Source organism: Acidaminococcus sp. AM05-11 (genome assembly GCF_003472805.1).
GTDB lineage: Bacteria > Bacillota > Negativicutes > Acidaminococcales > Acidaminococcaceae > Acidaminococcus > Acidaminococcus hominis.
On record NZ_QRMX01000034.1, the window covers coordinates 1 to 17,721 of the forward strand.

At 55.1% G+C, this 17,721-nt stretch carries 14 protein-coding genes; all 14 read left to right on the forward strand.

Translation table 11 applies throughout. The features are described 5' to 3' along the window. The first annotated feature begins 998 nt into the window (after positions 1 to 998). The 14 genes from DW089_RS10130 to DW089_RS10195 all read left to right on the forward strand — a co-directional run bounded on the left by DW089_RS10130 (position 999) and on the right by DW089_RS10195 (position 17,505). Entirely contained in the window at positions 999 to 1,787 is a 789-nt protein-coding gene (locus tag DW089_RS10130) for a basic amino acid ABC transporter substrate-binding protein (protein WP_105325812.1), read from the forward strand. 121 nt (positions 1,788 to 1,908) lie between these two features. After that, positions 1,909 to 2,685 (forward strand): basic amino acid ABC transporter substrate-binding protein, encoded by a 777-nt coding sequence (locus DW089_RS10135; RefSeq protein WP_105325811.1) that lies wholly within the window; start codon positions 1,909 to 1,911, stop codon positions 2,683 to 2,685. Positions 2,686 to 2,712: 27 nt separating this feature from the next. Continuing rightward, on the forward strand, positions 2,713 to 3,369 hold the full coding sequence (locus tag DW089_RS10140; RefSeq protein ID WP_105325810.1) for an amino acid ABC transporter permease: 657 nt from the start codon (positions 2,713 to 2,715) through the stop codon (positions 3,367 to 3,369). Position 3,370: 1 nt separating this feature from the next. After that, positions 3,371 to 4,090, forward strand: a complete 720-nt coding sequence (locus tag DW089_RS10145; protein WP_105325969.1) for an amino acid ABC transporter ATP-binding protein — start codon at positions 3,371 to 3,373, stop codon at positions 4,088 to 4,090. A 171-nt stretch (positions 4,091 to 4,261) separates the two neighbouring features. Beyond that, complete coding sequence (gene hpf / locus DW089_RS10150; RefSeq protein WP_105325809.1) at positions 4,262 to 4,807, forward strand: ribosome hibernation-promoting factor, HPF/YfiA family; 546 nt, start codon at positions 4,262 to 4,264, stop codon at positions 4,805 to 4,807. 140 nt (positions 4,808 to 4,947) lie between these two features. Continuing rightward, complete coding sequence (secA, locus tag DW089_RS10155; protein ID WP_353937274.1) at positions 4,948 to 7,467, forward strand: preprotein translocase subunit SecA; 2,520 nt, start codon at positions 4,948 to 4,950, stop codon at positions 7,465 to 7,467. A 79-nt stretch (positions 7,468 to 7,546) separates the two neighbouring features. Then, the gene (gene prfB / locus DW089_RS10160; protein ID WP_105325807.1) at positions 7,547 to 8,647 is read left to right on the forward strand and encodes a peptide chain release factor 2; all 1,101 of its coding nucleotides are present in this window, start codon (positions 7,547 to 7,549) and stop codon (positions 8,645 to 8,647) included. 29 nt (positions 8,648 to 8,676) lie between these two features. Further along, positions 8,677 to 10,767 carry a DUF5693 family protein gene (locus DW089_RS10165; RefSeq protein WP_105325806.1) on the forward strand — a complete coding sequence of 697 codons (2,091 nt, stop codon included), beginning with the start codon at positions 8,677 to 8,679 and terminating at the stop codon, positions 10,765 to 10,767. Then, the gene (gene csaB / locus DW089_RS10170) at positions 10,760 to 11,848 is read left to right on the forward strand and encodes a polysaccharide pyruvyl transferase CsaB (RefSeq protein ID WP_105325805.1); all 1,089 of its coding nucleotides are present in this window, start codon (positions 10,760 to 10,762) and stop codon (positions 11,846 to 11,848) included. Before DW089_RS10165 ends, csaB begins: the two co-directional genes overlap by 8 nt. A gap of 18 nt (positions 11,849 to 11,866) precedes the next feature. Next, positions 11,867 to 12,553: a cell division ATP-binding protein FtsE gene (ftsE, locus tag DW089_RS10175; RefSeq protein WP_105325804.1), complete on the forward strand. Its 687-nt coding sequence runs from the start codon at positions 11,867 to 11,869 to the stop codon at positions 12,551 to 12,553. Next, positions 12,543 to 13,430: a permease-like cell division protein FtsX gene (gene ftsX, locus DW089_RS10180; protein WP_105325803.1), complete on the forward strand. Its 888-nt coding sequence runs from the start codon at positions 12,543 to 12,545 to the stop codon at positions 13,428 to 13,430. Before ftsE ends, ftsX begins: the two co-directional genes overlap by 11 nt. A gap of 13 nt (positions 13,431 to 13,443) precedes the next feature. Then, on the forward strand, positions 13,444 to 14,586 hold the full coding sequence (locus DW089_RS10185; RefSeq protein ID WP_105325802.1) for a murein hydrolase activator EnvC: 1,143 nt from the start codon (positions 13,444 to 13,446) through the stop codon (positions 14,584 to 14,586). A 15-nt stretch (positions 14,587 to 14,601) separates the two neighbouring features. Further along, positions 14,602 to 15,747: a S41 family peptidase gene (locus tag DW089_RS10190; protein WP_118287240.1), complete on the forward strand. Its 1,146-nt coding sequence runs from the start codon at positions 14,602 to 14,604 to the stop codon at positions 15,745 to 15,747. 21 nt (positions 15,748 to 15,768) lie between these two features. Beyond that, positions 15,769 to 17,505, forward strand: a complete 1,737-nt coding sequence (locus DW089_RS10195; RefSeq protein WP_105325800.1) for a response regulator — start codon at positions 15,769 to 15,771, stop codon at positions 17,503 to 17,505. The last annotated feature ends 216 nt before the right edge of the window (positions 17,506 to 17,721 follow it).

Sequence of the window (17,721 nt, forward strand, 5' to 3'; positions counted from 1 at the left end):
TATGCCAGTCTACTTTATTCATAGCATACCAGTTTGCAGAAGGCTTACTAGGCCATTACTGGTCGTGTGCTGAATGGGGCTAGTGCGGAGAGTATGGTAGTGGCCCTCCAGGCGGTTGGTGCGGTCAGCGGACTTTCTGGCGATGTTTTCCGGGTATCCTCTCAGCGGTTCGCCGTTTACCAATCAGCTGCGCACTGCCATGCTTGCTTCTTGGAAGGCTATCGCATGGGCCTTATTAACCAAACAGCCTCTTGCAAAATTTGTTGGGCTGTTTGGATGCGGCCGCAATGCTTGCAGGAAGCGTTCTTAGGCTACCACTGGTCGTGCGCTGAACGGGGCTAGTGCGGAGAGTTTGGTAGTGGCCCTCCGGGAGGTTGGGTTTTGAACCCCATCCCGGCATTGCCAACGGCAATGCCACCCTTCCCCTTCTCCTGTTCGCGCAACGCGGCGAACAGGTAAGTGGAAGGCACTTGCGGCCTGCGGCCGCTGATACCTGGATGGGACCGCTGGGTTGTTGGTGCGGTCAGCGGAATTCCTGGTGCTGGTGCGGGGTATCCTCGCAGTGGTTCGCGGCTACCCACTCAGTTACGCCCTTCGGGCTTACTTCGCGGGCCGCTATCACAGGGGTCGTATATTCCATTTCTCCACGGCCGGAGGCCTTGAGAAATGGATACGACTCCCTCAGTCAGCCTGCGGTGACAGCTCTCGCAGTGGTTCGCGGCTCGCTGCGCTGCTGCGTCCTACGGACTTGCTTTGCAGGCCGCTATCACAGGGGACGCATTAGCCGGCCCGCCATTGAATCCTGTGATGACGGGCCGGATGCGTCTCCCAGAGTGAGGAGCCTTTAAGGGTCGTGCGGTTCAGGGGGTATTGGTGTGGGGCGGGACAAAATACAATTCTTTTCTTTAAAATCACTTGCATAAAAATACGGATAAGTGTATAATAATCACATATTTTAAGGAAATACCACTGAATATAATCTGTTGGGAGGAATATTTATGAAAAAGGTTACGGCTGTTTTGTGTGCTTTGGCGGCGATGCTGATGCTGGCTGCTGGGTGTGGTTCTGACGCGAAGAAGGATGCGGCTCCGGCGAAGGCTGATACGAAAAAGGTGCTGACGGTGGGGACGAACCCGTCTTTTGCTCCGTTTGAGTTTACGGACAAGCAGGATGGGAAGATGATGGGGTTTGATATTGATTTGATGAATGCGCTGGCCAAGAAGGCTGGTTATGAAAAGGTGGAATTCAAGAGTATTCCGTTTGATGGGTTGATTCCTTCTTTGGAAGGGGGCAACATTGATGCAATCATTACTGGTATGAGCATTACGGATGCCCGGAAGCAAAAGGTAAACTTCACGGAACCGTATTATGAATCTGGTCTGATGGCAATTGTGGGCAAGAACAATGACAGCATTAAGGGTCTGGAAGATCTGAAGGGCAAGACGATTGCTGTACAGATTGGTACGATTGGTGCTGATGAAGCCCACAAGATTGAAGGGGCTACGGTTAAGACTTTTGACAGCAGTGACCTGGCTTGCCTGGAACTGAAAAATGGTGGTGCAGATGCGGTGATCAGCGACCTGCCGGTATTGCAGTACTTCCTGAAACAGGGTGGTTCTGAATATGCCAAGAGTGTGGGTACTCCTAAGAAGGGTGACTTCTACGGGATTGCTGTTGGCAAGAAGGACACGGCTACTTTGGACAAGCTGAACAAGGCTTTGGCTGAGATGAAGAAAGACGGCGAATATCAGAAGATTTACGACAAATGGTTTACGGTTGCTAAATAATTGCGGTTAACTGCATAGGGTTTTGTTCTTCCTTTTCCTCCATAATGGTTGTATAAAGATACGGTTCGATGTATAATATCTACCTAGAATCGAAAATACAATCATGATGGAGGAAAATTTTATGAAAAAAATCACGGCAATCTTATGTGCGATGGCTGCGGTTATGATGCTGGCAGCTGGCTGCGGTTCTGATTCCAAACAGGCCGCCAATGATCAGAAGGTTCTGCGGGTGGGTACGGAACCGACTTTTGCTCCTTTTGAATTCCAGAAACAGGACTCCAGTGATTTTGAGGGCTTTGATATGGACTTGGCCCGGGCGATCGGCAAGCAGCTGGGCAGAAAAGTGGAAATCCAGAACATGGGCTTTGATGCGCTGATTCCGGCGCTGAACTCCGGCAATATTGATATGGCCATTGCGGGCATGAGCATTACGCCGGACCGGCAGAAGGCTGTGACTTTCTCGGATCCGTACTATACTTCTGGTCTGACAGTGGTGGTCCGCAAGGACGAAACGGGCATCAAGGGAATCCAGGACCTGGAAGGCAAGAAGATTGCGGTACAGATTGGCACCACGGGTGCTGAACGTGCCGGCAAGGTGCCCGGGGCTCAGGTGACCAGCTTTGATACCAACTCCCAGGTATTCCTGGAACTGAACAACAAGGGTGTGGATGCGGTCATTATCGACAAACCGGTGGCTGCCTACTACCTGACCCAGGAAGGCAAGGATAAGGCTATGCTGGTGGGCGAGACTCTGGAAGCGGAAGATTACGGGATGGCTTTCAAGAAGGACAGCAAGCTGGCTGCTGACGTAAACAAGGCACTGGCTGAATTGAAGAAAAACGGTGAATACGACAAAATCTATACCAAATGGTTTGGTACTGATAAAAAAGCCAAATAAGGCTACCTGGCAGAAGGGTGAAAATGCATGAACTTTGAAATTATTGAGCAGTCCCTGCCCTTACTATTGGCAGGGGCGGGCATTACCATTGAGATTACGGCCCTGAGTGTGGGTTTTGGTATGGCCATTGGGGTCATTGTTTCTCTAATCCGGCTGTCGGGGATTAAGCCGCTGCGGATTTTGGGGAACATTTACGTGGACTTTCTGCGGGGCACGCCTCTGCTGGTTCAGATTTTCCTGGTGTATTTTGCGCTGCCGGCGCTGATCCATCACCGGGTGGATGCGTTTGTGGCTGCTATTGCGGCCTGCTCCATCAACAGTGGTGCGTATGTGGCGGAAGTGTTCCGGGGCGGCATTGAATCCATCGACAAAGGGCAGATGGAAGCTGGCCGGAGCCTGGGGATGACCTGGTGGCAGACCATGCGCTACATTATTCTGCCCCAGGCGTTCAAGAGAATTATCCCTCCTCTGGGCAACGAATTCATTGCCATGCTGAAGGATTCTTCCCTGGTATCTGTTATCGGGTTTGAGGAACTGACCCGTCGGGGCCAGCTGATTATTGCCCGGACGTATGCTTCTTTTGAAATCTGGCTGACGGTTGCTGTGCTGTACCTGATTATGACCCTGGCTGTTGCCCGTTTTGTAGGCCTCTTGGAAAGGCGGTTTAAGAAAGATGAACGATAAATTGATACAGATTTCCGGCCTGAGAAAAAGCTACGGGGACAACGAAGTTTTAAAGGGCATCGATGTAGATATTGCGGAAAAGGAAGTGGTGGTGGTTATCGGTCCTTCCGGCGGCGGCAAGAGTACGTTCCTGCGCTGCATCAACTATCTGGAAGTGCCTACGGCCGGCACCATTACCTTCGATAATATTCCTCTGAACGGGGAAGCCAACATCAACGAGGTCCGGAAGGAAATCGGCATGGTGTTCCAGCGTTTCAATCTGTTCCCCCATATGACGGTGATGGAAAACCTGATCCTGGCGCCTATGAAGGTCCGGGGCGTCAAGAAGGAAGAAGCGGTGGAACTGGCGGAACGGTATCTGACCAAGGTAGGGCTTTTGGAAAAGGCTGACAGCTATCCCAACTCCCTGTCCGGCGGCCAGCAGCAGCGGGTGGCTATTGCCCGGGCGCTATGCATGAAGCCCAAGGCTATGCTGTTTGACGAACCGACCTCGGCGCTGGATCCGGAAATGATCAACGAAGTACTGGACGTTATGAAGCAGCTGGCCAAGGAAGGCATGACCATGGTGGTGGTTACCCACGAAATGGGGTTTGCCCGTGAAGTGGGGCACCGGGTGCTGTTCCTGGACCAGGGGAAGATTCTGGAAGAGGCTGAACCGAAGGAATTCTTTGCCCATCCGAAAAACGAACGGGCGGCCAGCTTCCTGTCCAAGATTCTGTAAGGGTTTTGGGGGTAATTTTGGGGCGATTGTGTAAACAATTGTTACAAAGAGTTACTTATAAGAAAAAAACTTACAAGAATTTTTAATTCTTTGCAGGAATACGGAAGGTACTGTAGAAATAATACCATAAGAACGAACAGGAAACGTCCTGTTGGTGAGGAGGTAGTTATTATGGCAGTAAGAGTACGTGGTAAAAACATTGAGGTCACCCCTGCATTAAAAGACTATGTGGAAAAACGGATTGTGACCATCACCAAACAGTTCAAGACGGTGGGTGAAATTACGGCGGTAATGCGGGTGGAACGGGGAAACCACATTGTGGAAATCACCGTACCGGCCAGCGGGATTGTATTGAGAGCGCAAGAAACTTCCGATGATATGTATGCATCCATTGATAAATGTGTTGCCAAGATCGAAAGACAGATTCACAAGTATAAGACCCGTCTGATGAAACGGAAATACAGCAACTTCCGTGATGAAGAACCGGCTCCGTTGCCGGAGCTCAGTGAAGAGGTTCCGGAAGAAACGGAAGAATTCAAGGTGGTCCGCAACAAGACCTACCGGATGCGTCCCATGGGCGTGCAGGAAGCCATTATGCAGATGAACATGCTGAACCATGATTTCTTCGTTTTCTTCAACGATGAAACGGAACAGATTGCCATCGTATATCGGCGGAAAAATGGCGATTACGGCTTGATCAATCCGGAATTGTCCTGATTTCATGAATTGTTTACAAAGAGTCGAGGCTTTTGCCTCGACTCTTTTTGACTTTCATATACCTATTTGCTACAATTAGAAAATAGGCTTAGTAGGATTTTTTGCACTTATGAGGAGTGATCTCGTTGCTGGAAAAGCTAATGAAAGTAGTCTTTGGCGACCCTAACGCTAAAGAGTTGAAGGTATGCCAAAACTATGTAAATAAGATTAATGCGCTGGAACCGGAAATGGCCGGTTTAAGTGACGCACGGCTGTGCGCTAAGACCAGCGAATTCCGGCTGCGGCTGTCCAAGGGGGAAACCCTGGATGACCTGTTGCCGGAAGCCTTTGCGGTGGTCCGGGAGGCGGCAAAACGGGTGATGGGTATGCGTCATTTCGACGTACAGCTCATCGGCGGCTGCATCCTGCACCGGGGCAATATTGCGGAAATGCGTACTGGTGAAGGGAAAACCCTGGTGGCCACCCTGCCCGCGTATTTGAACGCACTGGAAGGCAAGGGCGTGCACGTGGTAACGGTCAACGATTACCTGGCCCGCCGGGACAGTGAAGACATGGGCCGGGTATTCCGGTTCCTGGGGCTGTCCGTGGGGCTGATTATCCACGACATGGATTTCCCTGCCCGGAAGGCGGCTTATGCGGCTGATATTACCTACGGGACCAACAATGAATTTGGGTTTGACTATCTGCGGGACAACATGGTGGTGTCCGAAGACCAGATGGTACAGCGCCCGCTGCATTACGCCATCGTGGACGAAGTGGACAGTATCCTGATTGATGAGGCCAGAACGCCGCTTATCATTTCCGGCCCGGGGGAAAAATCCACGGACCTGTACAATGTGATGGCTTCCGTAGTAGCCAATATGAAAAAAGATGTGGACTACACGGTGGACGAAAAGCAAAAGACCGTGGCACCTACGGAAGTGGGTATTGCCAAGGCGGAAAAAATGCTGGGGGTCCAGAATATGTACGCCGGGGAAAACGGCGTGGACCTGTCCCACCAGCTGATGGCCGCCCTGAAGGCCAAAGCCCTGATGTTCCGGGACCGGGACTATGTGGTCAAGGACGGAGAAGTCATTATTGTTGACGAATTCACCGGCCGGCTGATGTACGGCCGCCGTTTCTCCGAAGGGCTGCACCAGGCTATCGAAGCCAAGGAACATGTGAAGGTGGAACGGGAAAGCCAGACCCTGGCAACCATTACCTTCCAGAACTACTTCCGGATGTACGACAAGCTGTCCGGCATGACTGGTACGGCCAAGACGGAAGAACAGGAATTCCAGAAGATTTACGGGCTCAGCGTTTACGTGGTGCCCACCAATAAACCCAACATCCGTATCGACTATCCGGATGTTATCTACAAGACCAAGAAGGCCAAGTACCGGGCGGTAGTCAAGGCCATTGAGGAGCTGCACGCCAAGGGTCGGCCGGTGCTGGTAGGTACTACTTCCATTCAGCAGTCCGAAGAACTGTCCGATATGCTGAAGAAGAAGGGCATCCAGCACAATGTGCTGAACGCCAAGTACCACGAAAAGGAAGCTGAAATCGTGGCCGACGCCGGCCAGATGGGCGCCGTGACCATTGCCACCAACATGGCTGGCCGTGGTACGGATATTACCCTGGGTGAAGGGGTCGCTGAACTGGGCGGCCTGCACATCATTGGTACGGAACGGCACGAATCCCGCCGTATCGACAACCAGCTGCGGGGCCGCTGCGCCCGTCAGGGGGACCCGGGCTCTACCCGTTTCTACCTGTCCCTGGAAGATGATCTGATGCGGCTGTTTGGTTCCGACAATATTTCCGGCATTATGGACAAGCTGGGAATGGAAGAAGACGAACCCATCGAACACAAGCTGGTTACCCGTTCCATCGAGAACGCCCAGAAGAAGGTGGAATCCCGGAACTTCGATATCCGGAAACACGTACTGGAATACGACGATGTAATGAACCAGCAGAGAGAGGTTATCTACGACCAGCGCCGGAAGATTCTGGAGCGGGCGGACCTGAAGGACGATGTGCTGAACATGGCCAGCCATATTGTGGACCGGACGCTAAGCATGTACGCTCCTCCTGACGCCTACAGCGAGGATTGGGATATTCCGGGTATGATTGCCTACGCCGAGGAGTTTTATGCGCCTCAGGGGCTGCTCAAGGCCGAGACGCTGCAAAATATGAGCCGGGAAGAGCTGGACGAATACCTGCATAAGGTAGCCGTAGATGCCTACAACGCCCGGGAAGAAGCCATTGGGGCTCCGATTCTGCGGGAACTGGAGAACCTGGTGATGCTGAAGGTGGTGGACGGCCACTGGATGGAACATCTGGACGCCATGGACGCCCTGCGGGAAGGCATTGGCCTGCGGGCTTACGGCCAGCGGGATCCTTTGGTAGAATACAAATTTGAAGCCTACGATATGTTCGAAGCCATGAAGGAAACGATTGTGGACGATGTGGTGCGGTACATGTACCGGGTAAACGTGGTGACCCAGCCTGCGGTGGAAGACCACTTGTCCAACGCCCAAGTAAACAATCCCAACGTGGACGGCGCGGAGAAACAGGTCCGGGAACCGGCGATGGTTTCCCACGAGCCTGAAGTGGGAAGAAACGATCCCTGCCCCTGCGGCAGCGGCAAAAAATACAAAAACTGCTGTGGCAAAAACAGCTGATTGACAAGAACGAAGCTGGGGCTTTTCCCGGCTTCGTTTCCCTTGTTTTTAAAACTAAACTGAGAAAGGGCTGTGGACGGTGTTACTGGAAGAACTAAAACCGGAAATCAATGGTTTGAAAGACAAATTGCAGGAAATGAACGGGGCCCTGAAAATCCCCCAAAAGGAAGAACGGATTCAGGACCTGGAGCACCAGATGGCGGCTCCGGGGTTCTGGGACGATGCGGATAAGGCCCAAAAGGTGGCCCAGGAAGCCAACAATCTGAAAAGTGATGTGGATACCTTCCATTCCCTGGAAACGAAGATTGAGGATATTGAAACCCTGTGGGAAATGGCTGTGGAAGAAAACGACGACAGTCTCCAGGAAGAAATTGAGGGCGAGCTGGAAAAGGGCAAGAAGACTCTGGCGGACCTGGAACTGGGGCTGCTGCTCAGCGACCAGTACGACAGCAACAATGCCATTTTGACCCTACACGCCGGGGCCGGCGGCACCGAGGCCCAGGACTGGACCAGCATGCTCATGCGGATGTTTACCCGCTATGCAGAGCGCAAGGGCTTTGCGGTGGAAATGCTGGACGTGCTCCCCGGGGAAGAAGCGGGCATCAAGAGTGCTACGCTGTCCATTAACGGGCACAATGCCTACGGGTATCTGAAAAGCGAAAAGGGTGTGCACCGGCTGGTGCGGATTTCTCCCTTTGACGCCAACGCCCGGCGGCACACGTCTTTCTCTGCGGTGGACGTGATGCCGGAAATCGACAACACGGTGGAAGTGAATATCAACATGGACGATGTGCGGGTGGACTACTACCGGGCCAGCGGCGCCGGCGGCCAGCACGTCAACAAGACGTCTTCGGCAGTGCGGATGACCCACATTCCTACGGGGATTGTGGTGCAGTGCCAGAACGAACGTTCCCAGCTGCAAAACAAGGAACGCTGCCTGGCTCTCTTGCGGGCCAAGCTGTTTGAATACGAAAAGGCCATTCAGGACAAGAAAATCAGCGATTTGGCCGGGGATTACCAGGCCATCGAATGGGGCAGCCAGATTCGTTCCTACGTGTTCCAGCCCTATACCATGGTAAAGGATCACCGGACCGGTGCGGAAACCGGGAATGTGCAGGCCGTGATGGACGGCGACCTGGACCTGTTTGTGGAAAGTTATCTGCGCAGCCTGAAGCATTAATGGGACTGGCTTAGGGAGAGTAACCGTATATGAAGAACTATAAAAAATTATTCGCGGCACTGGTGGGTCTGGGACTGGTTTGTTCCCTGAACCTGAACTGGCAGCGCATCCAGGTGGAAAAAGCCAACAAGCAGATTGAAACCGTGATGGAATACAACAGCCTGGTGCGGATTGCCCAGGAAGAAGGGGTTCCCAAGGAAACGGTGTTCAAGGAATTCAAGGACCGGGAGGTTACCACCCTGGCGGTGTTTGATACCAATCTGGATAAATTGTCCCAAAGCGGGGCAGTGAATGTAGTGACCGGTGCCCAGCTGCTGAGCCAGAGAAAACTGGGGGCGCTGAGCCCTGCCTGGCAGGCCATTACGGACAATCCTGATTTTGTAACTGATGCAGTCTATCTGTCCGAGGGGCAGTCTCCCCGGGCCCTGAACGAGGCGGTGGAGGATATCCGGCTGCGCTTTGGGGCGGACCGGATTGTGGAGCTTAGTGCGGCGCCCCGGATCCTGCGGTTTACCGGGGATACGGTGGTGAGCAAGAACCCCATTGCCGGGGACCAGCGGGGAATCCGGGAAATGGACCTGGGGCCCTCCACGGACGAACTCCAAGATGTAACGAAAAATGGCTTTATGGTAGCCATTCGCCCTACCAACTACAGCGAGCGGTACACGGCGGGGGCTGCCTCCGCCCCGGAACAGATCGAGGCGCTGTTTAACCGGTTGGATAACAGCGGGGCTACGGTGTCCCTGATGATTGGCAGCGGCAAGCAGATGCTGGGCAACAAGGAACAGCTGCCGCTGGTGGCCAAGGACCTGGATGCACGGCATATTACTCTGGGCATGGTGGAAGGGGTCACCCAATTGCAGTTTGTGAACCTGGAAGGGCTGACCAAGCTGGCGGACCTGACTCATTACCAGGTGGCCAGGACCTACGTGATTGCCGATGCGGAACAGCGGAAGATGCAGGTGTTTGATGCGTTCCGGCGCTGGTCCCTGTCCGACGAGGAACGGAATATCCGGGTGAACTACATCAAGACGTTCCTGACGCCCCGGGACAACAAGACCCTGCTCCAGACCAATCTGGACTATGTGGAAGCAGTGAACAAAGACGTGGCCAGCAAGGGCTTTACCTCTGGCCGGGCTGACATTTACCAGGTGTACCAGCCGTCCAAGCTGTGGTACATTCCGCTGGCTTTCTCTCTGGCAGCTGCCTGGTGTCTGTATTTCCTGCTGCTGGACGTGCTGCCGGAAAAACATTACACCAAAGCGGTGGTGGGCCTGGGGGCTGTGATTTCGGCCTCGGTATTTGGACCTACGCTGCTGGCCCGGCAGGGCATTGCCTTTGGGGCAGCGGTGATTTTCCCGGTGCTGTCCATGGCCCGGATGCTGGAAATCTGGAAGCGCCGGGGGCAGGAGGGCTCCTTTGGGGCCCTGGCCGGCCGGACGGTGGTGGATTTGTTTGTAACTATGGTGTTATCCCTGATTGGCGCCAGCCTTCTTGGCGGGGTGCTCAGCGATACCCGGTTCCTTTTGGAAATGGATATCTACCGGGGGGTCAAGGCCACCTTTATGCTGCCGGTGTGCCTGGTGTTCCTTCTGTTCATGAAGAACCACGGGTTCTGGAACAAAGGGGAAAACTGGCGTAAGCCGGTGGCCAGACTGGAAGGGTTCCTGAAGCGGCCGCTGAATCTCAACGCCTTTTTGGTGCTGGGAATCTTCGCTTTTGTGGCCTGGGTATTTATCGGCCGCAGCGGCCATACGGCCGGGGTGCCGGTGCCTGCCATTGAGCAGAAGCTGCGCTACTTCCTGGAGGAGACCATGTGGGCCCGTCCCCGGGAAAAGGAATTTATGATTGGCCATCCGGCCTTCTTCCTGGCGGCCTGGGCTGCCTGGAAAAAGCTGCCCACCTGGTTCTACGGGCTGTGTGCCGTGGGCGCGGTGATTGGCCAGGGGTCTTTGGTACAGACCTTCTGCCATATGCGTTCTCCCATTCTCATGTCCTATGTGCGGGCCTTGGATGGGTATGCGGTAGGGGTGGTGCTGGGGCTCATTGCCCTGGTACTGTTTGCCTGGGCTTATCCTCATGTGCAGCGCCTTTTGGCAAGGAGGGACACTCTTGGGTAAGATTCTGATTTCCGGCTACTACGGGTTTTCCAACGCCGGGGACGAAGCCATGCTGACGGCCATTATTACGGCTCTCAGAAAAAAGGACCCCAGTGTAGAAATTACCGTGATATCCGGTCATCCTGAAGCCACCAGCAAGCTGCACCAGGTAAAGGCGGTGCACCGGTTTGCGCCCCTGGGAATCCTGAAGGCCATGCTGCACACGGACCTTTTGCTTTCGGGCGGGGGAAGCCTGCTGCAGAACGTGACCAGTCATATCAGTCTGTTGTATTATCTCAGCATTATTGCCCTGGCCCGGCTTTTGGGCCGGAGGGTGATGCTGTTTGCCCAGGGCATTGGGCCCATTCGGGGCGGTGTGTGCCGGCTGCTCACCCGGCTGATTTGCAGCCGGGCGGACCTGATTACGGTCCGGGACGACGGTTCTCTGGAGGATTTAAATGCCATGGGGATTCCCGCCAGCCGGGTGCTGGTTACCTCGGATGCGGTGTTTTCCCTGCCGCCGGGACGAAAGGAAGAAGGAAAGCGGCTCCTGGCCAAACTGGGGGTGGACCTGAACCGGCCGGTGGTGGGCTTTGCCCTGCGCCACTGGAAGGGGGAGGCACGGTTTAGCCGGGAGTTTGCCGGTGCGGCCGATGCCCTGAAGTGGGAGTTTGGGGCCCAGATTCTCTTTATTCCGCTACAATTTCCGGCGGACGCGGAGCTGTCCCAGGCGGTGGCAGCGGCTATGGAAAACCAGCAGGATGTGTATATGCTGGACCAGAAGTGCTCCACCCAGGAGTACCAGGACCTTATCAGCGGGCTGCATCTGCTGATTGGCATGCGGCTCCACGCCCTGGTGTTTGCGGCCATTAACGATGTGCCGCTGATGGCGGTTTCCTACGATCCCAAGGTGGACCGGTTTGTGGCCGGGATGAAGGGCAACGTGGTGAATACCATTGACAAGATTACCGCTGGGGAAATCCTCTCCATGGCCCGGGAGCTGTGGCAGCAGGATGGCCGGCAGGGCCGGGAACAGATCCAGGCCCTGCGCCAGGAAGCGGAAAAGAATATTGAAAGAGCGGTGGAACTGAGCCGACAATAATTGAAGGAGGCGGGAATCGTGCTGGTAATGAAGCATGCCGGTAAGGTATATCCAGGGGGAGCGGTGGCTCTTTCGGATATCAACGTGCATATTAAGCCGGGGGAATTTGTTTTTCTGGTAGGGCCCAGCGGGGCGGGGAAATCCACTTTTGTGCGGCTGATTTCCCGGGAAATCGAACCTACTTCCGGCCAGATTCTGGTAGATGGCGTGGATGTGATGAAGCTGCGGCGCAGTGAGATTCCTTTTCTCAGACGGCAGCTGGGCATCGTATTCCAGGATTACCGCCTGCTGAACGATCGGACGGCTTACGAAAATATTGCCTTTGCCATGCAGGTCATTGAAACGCCTGCCCATAAAATCAAGAACCGGGTCAACGAGGTGCTGGAACTGGTGGGACTGAAGGGCCGGGGGAAGAATTACCCCGGTGAGATGTCCGGCGGGGAACAGCAGCGGGTGGCCATTGCCAGGGCCATTGTCAACGATCCTTTGCTGGTGATTGCCGATGAGCCTACGGGCAACCTGGACCCGGAAACCAGTATGGAAATCATGAACATTTTCTCCCAGATCAACCATAATGGAACCACCATTATCATGGCAACCCATGACAAGACCATGGTGGACTACATGCAAAAACGCGTCATTGCCATTGAAAATGGGCAGATCGTGCGGGATGATCTCAAAGGAGTTTACGGTTATGAACTTTAGTACAATCTGGTATTATCTGAAAGAAACCTTTACCTCCCTGAAGCGCAATTCTCTCATGAGCATTGCGTCCATCTCCACGGTGGCGCTGTCCATTCTGGTGCTGGGGATGTTTCTTACCATGGTGCTGAATGTGAACAATCTGGCGAAGCATCTGGAAAATCAGGTGCAGGTAACGGTGTATATGGCTGATTCGGCCACGGCTGATCAGTTAAAAAATATGGATGCCGCCTTGCGGGGCACCGAGGGCATTGTGAAGGTGACCCCGGTGACCAAGGCCCAGGCTCTGAAGAATTTCAAGGAGCGGCTGGGGGAGCAGCAGAAGCTGCTGGACGCCCTGGGGGAAGACAACCCGTTCCCGTATTCCTTTGAAATCCAGGTGGACCGGCCGGAACGGATTGGGCAGCTGGTACCCGTCATCGAAAAGATGCCCGGGGTGGAAACTGCCAAGTTCGGCCAGGAAGTGGTGGAACATATTTTTCAGCTGACCAGGATTCTTCGGGTGGGGGGCGTTGCGCTCATCCTGATGCTGGCCATTGCCACGCTGTTTATTATTTCCAATACCATCCGCATTACGGTATTTGCCCGGCGGCGGGAAGTGAATATTATGAAGTACGTGGGTGCCACGGACTGGTTTATCCGCTGGCCTTTCCTTTTGGAAGGGATGATTATCGGGTTTGTGGGGGCAGCCATTGCCGCCGCAGCCCTGTTCCAACTGTATAATGCGGCCCAGCAGAAAATCTACGCCACCCTGTCCTTCTTTCCTATGCTGCCCAGCTGGCCGTATATGTACTATCTGTGCGGCGGGCTGATTGTGGTGGGCACCCTGATTGGGGCCTGCGGCAGCAGCATTTCCCTGCGCAAGTTCCTGGACGTATAAGGGGGGCGGGCGCATGAAGAAAGGGAAAACGGGAGCAGCGCTCCTGGCGGCACTCCTTGTTTCGCTGCAGCTTTCGGCAGCGGTGACCCAGGCGGAATCCATTGAGGACAAGAAAGCGGAGCTGCAGGACGTGCAGCAGCAGATGGAAGAAAAGGACGCCCAGCGGGAAAACAAGAAGGCGGAAATCAAATCTGCGGTGGACCGGCTGATTGCTGCCCAGAACGAGCTGGCAGCGGCCAAACGGGAACTGGCGGAGGTGGAGGGCCGGCAGCGTGACCTGGAAATCCAGATCCGGCAGAACGAGGCGGCGCTCTACGCCAAGCAGCAGGATTACGACAGGACCCGGGAAATCTACAAAAAGCGTCTGCGGGATATTTATGAAAACGGTCAGGTGAATTACCTGGATGTGCTGCTGGGGTCCACGGATTTCCGGGATTTTGCGTCCCGGATGTTCCTGCTCCAGCGGGTAATCCACCGGGACTTTGCCCTGATTGCCCGGCTGGAAACCCAGAAGGAAGCCTTGCAGGCCCAGCAGGCTACCCTGGAGGCCAACAAGCGGGACCTGGACGCCACCCACGCCCAGGTAGCGGCCAAGCAGCAGCTGGTGCAGCAGAAGACGGCGGAACGGCAGGCCCTGTACGAACAGGCCCTGGCGGAAAAAGCCCAACTGGATGCGGAGTACGAGGAACTCCAGCGCAGCAGTGCCCAGATTACGGACATGATCAAGCGCATGGAGGAGCAGGGACGGATTACGGCGGCCCAGCACGGCTCCGGACGGCTGAGCTGGCCCATCTACGGGGAGATTACGTCACCTTTTGGCTGGCGGGTACACCCCATTTGGGGAACCCAGATTTTCCACGCGGGGATTGATATTGCCTGCGACTACGGCGACCCGATTCGGGCGGCCGATGGCGGCGTGGTAATCTACGCCGGCTGGATGGGCGGCTACGGCAATGCGGTTATGATTGACCATGGGGGCGGCCTGGTGACGCTGTACGGGCACAATACTTCGCTGAATGTCAGCGAAGGGGAGTCCGTCAGCAAGGGTCAGGTGATTGCCCAGGCCGGCAGTACCGGTGATTCCACCGGTCCCCACTGCCATTTTGAGGTCCGGGTCCACGGCGAGGTAACCCAGCCTTTGGATTATCTGCCGTAAAGGAGAAGAGAATCTATGTTTAAGAAAAAATACAGCGCTGCGGCCCTCCTGGAAACGTTTTTCCTGTCTTTGGGGGTGTTCTGCGGCGGGTCCTATTATCTGCTGAAAAACTGGGTGGGGGATCCGGAGGCTCTGGGTGAGATTGTCCGGACCATGCATCTGATTCAGCAGCATTATGTAGGGGAAGCGGACCGGAAGAAGATTTATGATGGCGCCCTGAACGGGATGGTGAAGCAGCTGGGGGACCCGTACTCCACCTATTTGGACAACCAGGATTTTGCTGCCCTGAATACCATGACCGAAGGCCATTTTGGCGGGGTGGGCATGGTGATGGGCATGAAGGATGACCATACCTTTGTGGTGGTATCGCCCATTGAGGATACACCGGCCTACAAGGCGGGAATCAAGTCCGGGGACGTGCTGCTGCAGATTGACGGCAAGGAACTGGCGGGGGAAAGCCTCAGCGATGTGGTAAAGCAGATCCGGGGCCAGGACGGCACCCAGGTGCAGCTGCTGCTCCAGCGGGGGGAAGAAGAACCTCAGACCTACACCATTACCCGGGGGGATATTAAAATCAAGAGTGTCTACGGGAAAATGGAAGACGGCAATATCGGCTATATCCGGATTACCAACTTCAGTGAGGATACCGGGAAGGATTTCCAGGCGGAGCTGAAGAAGCTGGAGGACCAGGGAATGAAAGCTCTGGTGCTGGACCTGCGGGACAACCCGGGGGGACTGCTCAGCAGCGGGGTGGCCGTGGCCCAGTGCCTGGTGCCCAAGGGTCCCATTGTGTCGGTAACGGACAAGCAGGGCAAGACCATGACGGAATCGTCCACTTTGGACAAATTCCCGTATCCTCTGGCGGTGCTGGTGAACAAGGGAACGGCGTCGGCGGCAGAGATTGTGGCCGGGGCCATCCAGGACACCCATGCGGGCCAGCTGTTTGGGGAGAAGACCTACGGCAAGGGCGTGGTGCAGAACGTGTTCCTGCTGTCCCCGGACACGGCGGTAAAGCTGACGGTAGCCAAGTACTATACCCCCAGCGGCCGGAGCATCGACAAGGTGGGGATTACGCCGGACGTGGCGGTGGCTGCGGAGGACGAGTACGGCACCAATCAGGTGCAGGCGGCGGAAGCGTATTTAAAAGAGCAGCTGCAATAACACAGGTCAGGAGAGTGTACGATGGATATTTTCAATCAACTGAGCAGTCATTTTCAGGGATGGAACGCATATCTGACTACCGACGCCGGGAGGCTGGCGGCCTGGCCCTATGTGTGGACCGGGTTAAAAATCCTGCTGGCTTTGGTGATTCTGCTTTTGGTGCTGTACCAATACCGGGCCCGGCAGGTACGGCGGCAGCGGGGCATCAAGTACCGGCTTTCCAAGCTGATTTCCCATTTGTGCGATACCTACGAGCAGATGGAGGACATCGACTGGAAAAACCAGATTTGCTATACCTATGTGATTCACGATGGAAAGCTGAATGTGCAGGAAAAGCCGTTCCAGAACGTAACGGAACTGGCCGGGGAACTCCATCCGGAGGACGCCCGGAAGTACACGGAAGATTTCCTGCGGTCGGCGGTGGAAAAGGCCATGAAGACCTGCGGCCAGGTGGAATTTACTGCCCGGGAAAAGCAGAAGGACGGCTCCTATCGGTGGATGTCCTATTTGCTCCAGGGCATCAAGAAGGATAAGACCCATCGCCGGAGCTGCCTGCTCCTAAAGCATGGGGTGGACGATATGCACAGCCAGGAAATGGAGCGGCGGGCCCAGCTCACCAGCGCCATGGACCAGGCCCGGGAACTGGCGGAGGCCAAGAGCAAGTTTATGGCCCACATCAGCAAGGATACCCGGGAAGCGCTGCACTCCATTATGGGGTATCTGACCCTGGCGGAGGACGAAGCCAGCCAGGAAACCCGGAAGGAATATGTACGGGAAAGCCAGGAGCAGGTCCGGTACCTTTTGGGGGTGCTGAACGATGTTATCGACCTGTCTGCCATGGAAAATGGCACATTGCAGACCCATTACGAAGCCTTTGACGTACAGAAGCTGCTGGATTCGTTGAACCAGGTGTTCCAGGACGAGGCGGCCAAGCGGCAGCTTGATTTTTCCATGCAGGTGGAGGCTTTGCAGTATCCTCGGCTCTTGGGGGATCAGAACCGGCTGGAACAGGTGCTGTTAAATGTGCTGAACAACGCTATGCTGTTTACGGAAGCCCAGCACAAGGTGACCTGCCAGATTCGGGAAAAGGCCATCAAGCACAAACGGGTGTGCCTGGAAGCGGTGGTCCAGTGCGAGGGCATGGAAGTGCCGGAGAATATGCTGGATAAGGTGTTCCTGCCCTTTGAGCTGTCCAGCCAGGTGGACGGGAATACGGTCCACGGCGGTCTGGGGCTGGCGGTGACCCACAACCTGGTGCACGTACTGGGCGGGGTGATCAAGGCCGACCAGGCGGAAGGCAAGGGGATGCGGTTTACCATTGAGCTGCCCTTTGGCTACGAAAAGCATGCGGCCAAGCTGACGGCGGAGGAGGTTCATCTCCAGGGCAAGCACCTCCTGGTGGCAGAAGACAGCGATTTGAACGCCCAGGTGCTGGAGAAGATTACGGCACCTTTGGGGATGCTGCTGGACCGGGTGACCAACGGCAAGGAAGCCTGCGACAAGTTTGCCCAGGCTGCGCCCCATACCTATGACGCCATTTTGCTGGATCTGGATATGCCGGTTATGAACGGCAATGAGGCGGCCAAGGTGATTCGGGCTATGGACCGAGAGGACGCCAAGACGGTGCCCATTATCGCCATGACGGAGAACCTGATTTCGGAGGATGTGGCCCAGGCGCTGAAGAATGGAATGAACGGGCAGTTGGTGAAGCCGCTGGAGAAGGAGCAGCTGCTGCAGGTTCTGCTGAGTTTTTTGTAAGGGTAAGAATAACGATAGAATAACGATAGGAAAAGGCATACTGCTGATGCGGGAGCGTCAGCAGTATGCCTTTTTGGTGCGGGCAATGGACCTGATGTGTGCTGATGCCGGGTATCCCCTCTCCTGCATCCCCTTTCAATCACACTGCGGCCGGTGGAAAGGGGATGCTTTCCTCTCCCCTCGTATGATATGTATGTGAGTTATTAAAAACAGCTC

What these genes read in the sequence shown, in the direction of transcription:
- DW089_RS10130 (WP_105325812.1), top strand. Translation starts at nt 999, where the DNA reads ATGAAAAAGGTTACGGCTGTTTTGTGTGCTTTGGCGGCGATGCTGATG.
- DW089_RS10135 (WP_105325811.1), top strand. Translation starts at nt 1,909, where the DNA reads ATGAAAAAAATCACGGCAATCTTATGTGCGATGGCTGCGGTTATGATG.
- DW089_RS10140 (WP_105325810.1), top strand. Translation starts at nt 2,713, where the DNA reads ATGAACTTTGAAATTATTGAGCAGTCCCTGCCCTTACTATTGGCAGGG.
- hpf (WP_105325809.1), top strand. Translation starts at nt 4,262, where the DNA reads ATGGCAGTAAGAGTACGTGGTAAAAACATTGAGGTCACCCCTGCATTA.
- secA (WP_353937274.1), top strand. Translation starts at nt 4,948, where the DNA reads ATGAAAGTAGTCTTTGGCGACCCTAACGCTAAAGAGTTGAAGGTATGC.
- DW089_RS10165 (WP_105325806.1), top strand. Translation starts at nt 8,677, where the DNA reads ATGAAGAACTATAAAAAATTATTCGCGGCACTGGTGGGTCTGGGACTG.
- ftsX (WP_105325803.1), top strand. Translation starts at nt 12,543, where the DNA reads ATGAACTTTAGTACAATCTGGTATTATCTGAAAGAAACCTTTACCTCC.
- DW089_RS10185 (WP_105325802.1), top strand. Translation starts at nt 13,444, where the DNA reads ATGAAGAAAGGGAAAACGGGAGCAGCGCTCCTGGCGGCACTCCTTGTT.
- DW089_RS10190 (WP_118287240.1), top strand. Translation starts at nt 14,602, where the DNA reads ATGTTTAAGAAAAAATACAGCGCTGCGGCCCTCCTGGAAACGTTTTTC.
- DW089_RS10195 (WP_105325800.1), top strand. Translation starts at nt 15,769, where the DNA reads ATGGATATTTTCAATCAACTGAGCAGTCATTTTCAGGGATGGAACGCA.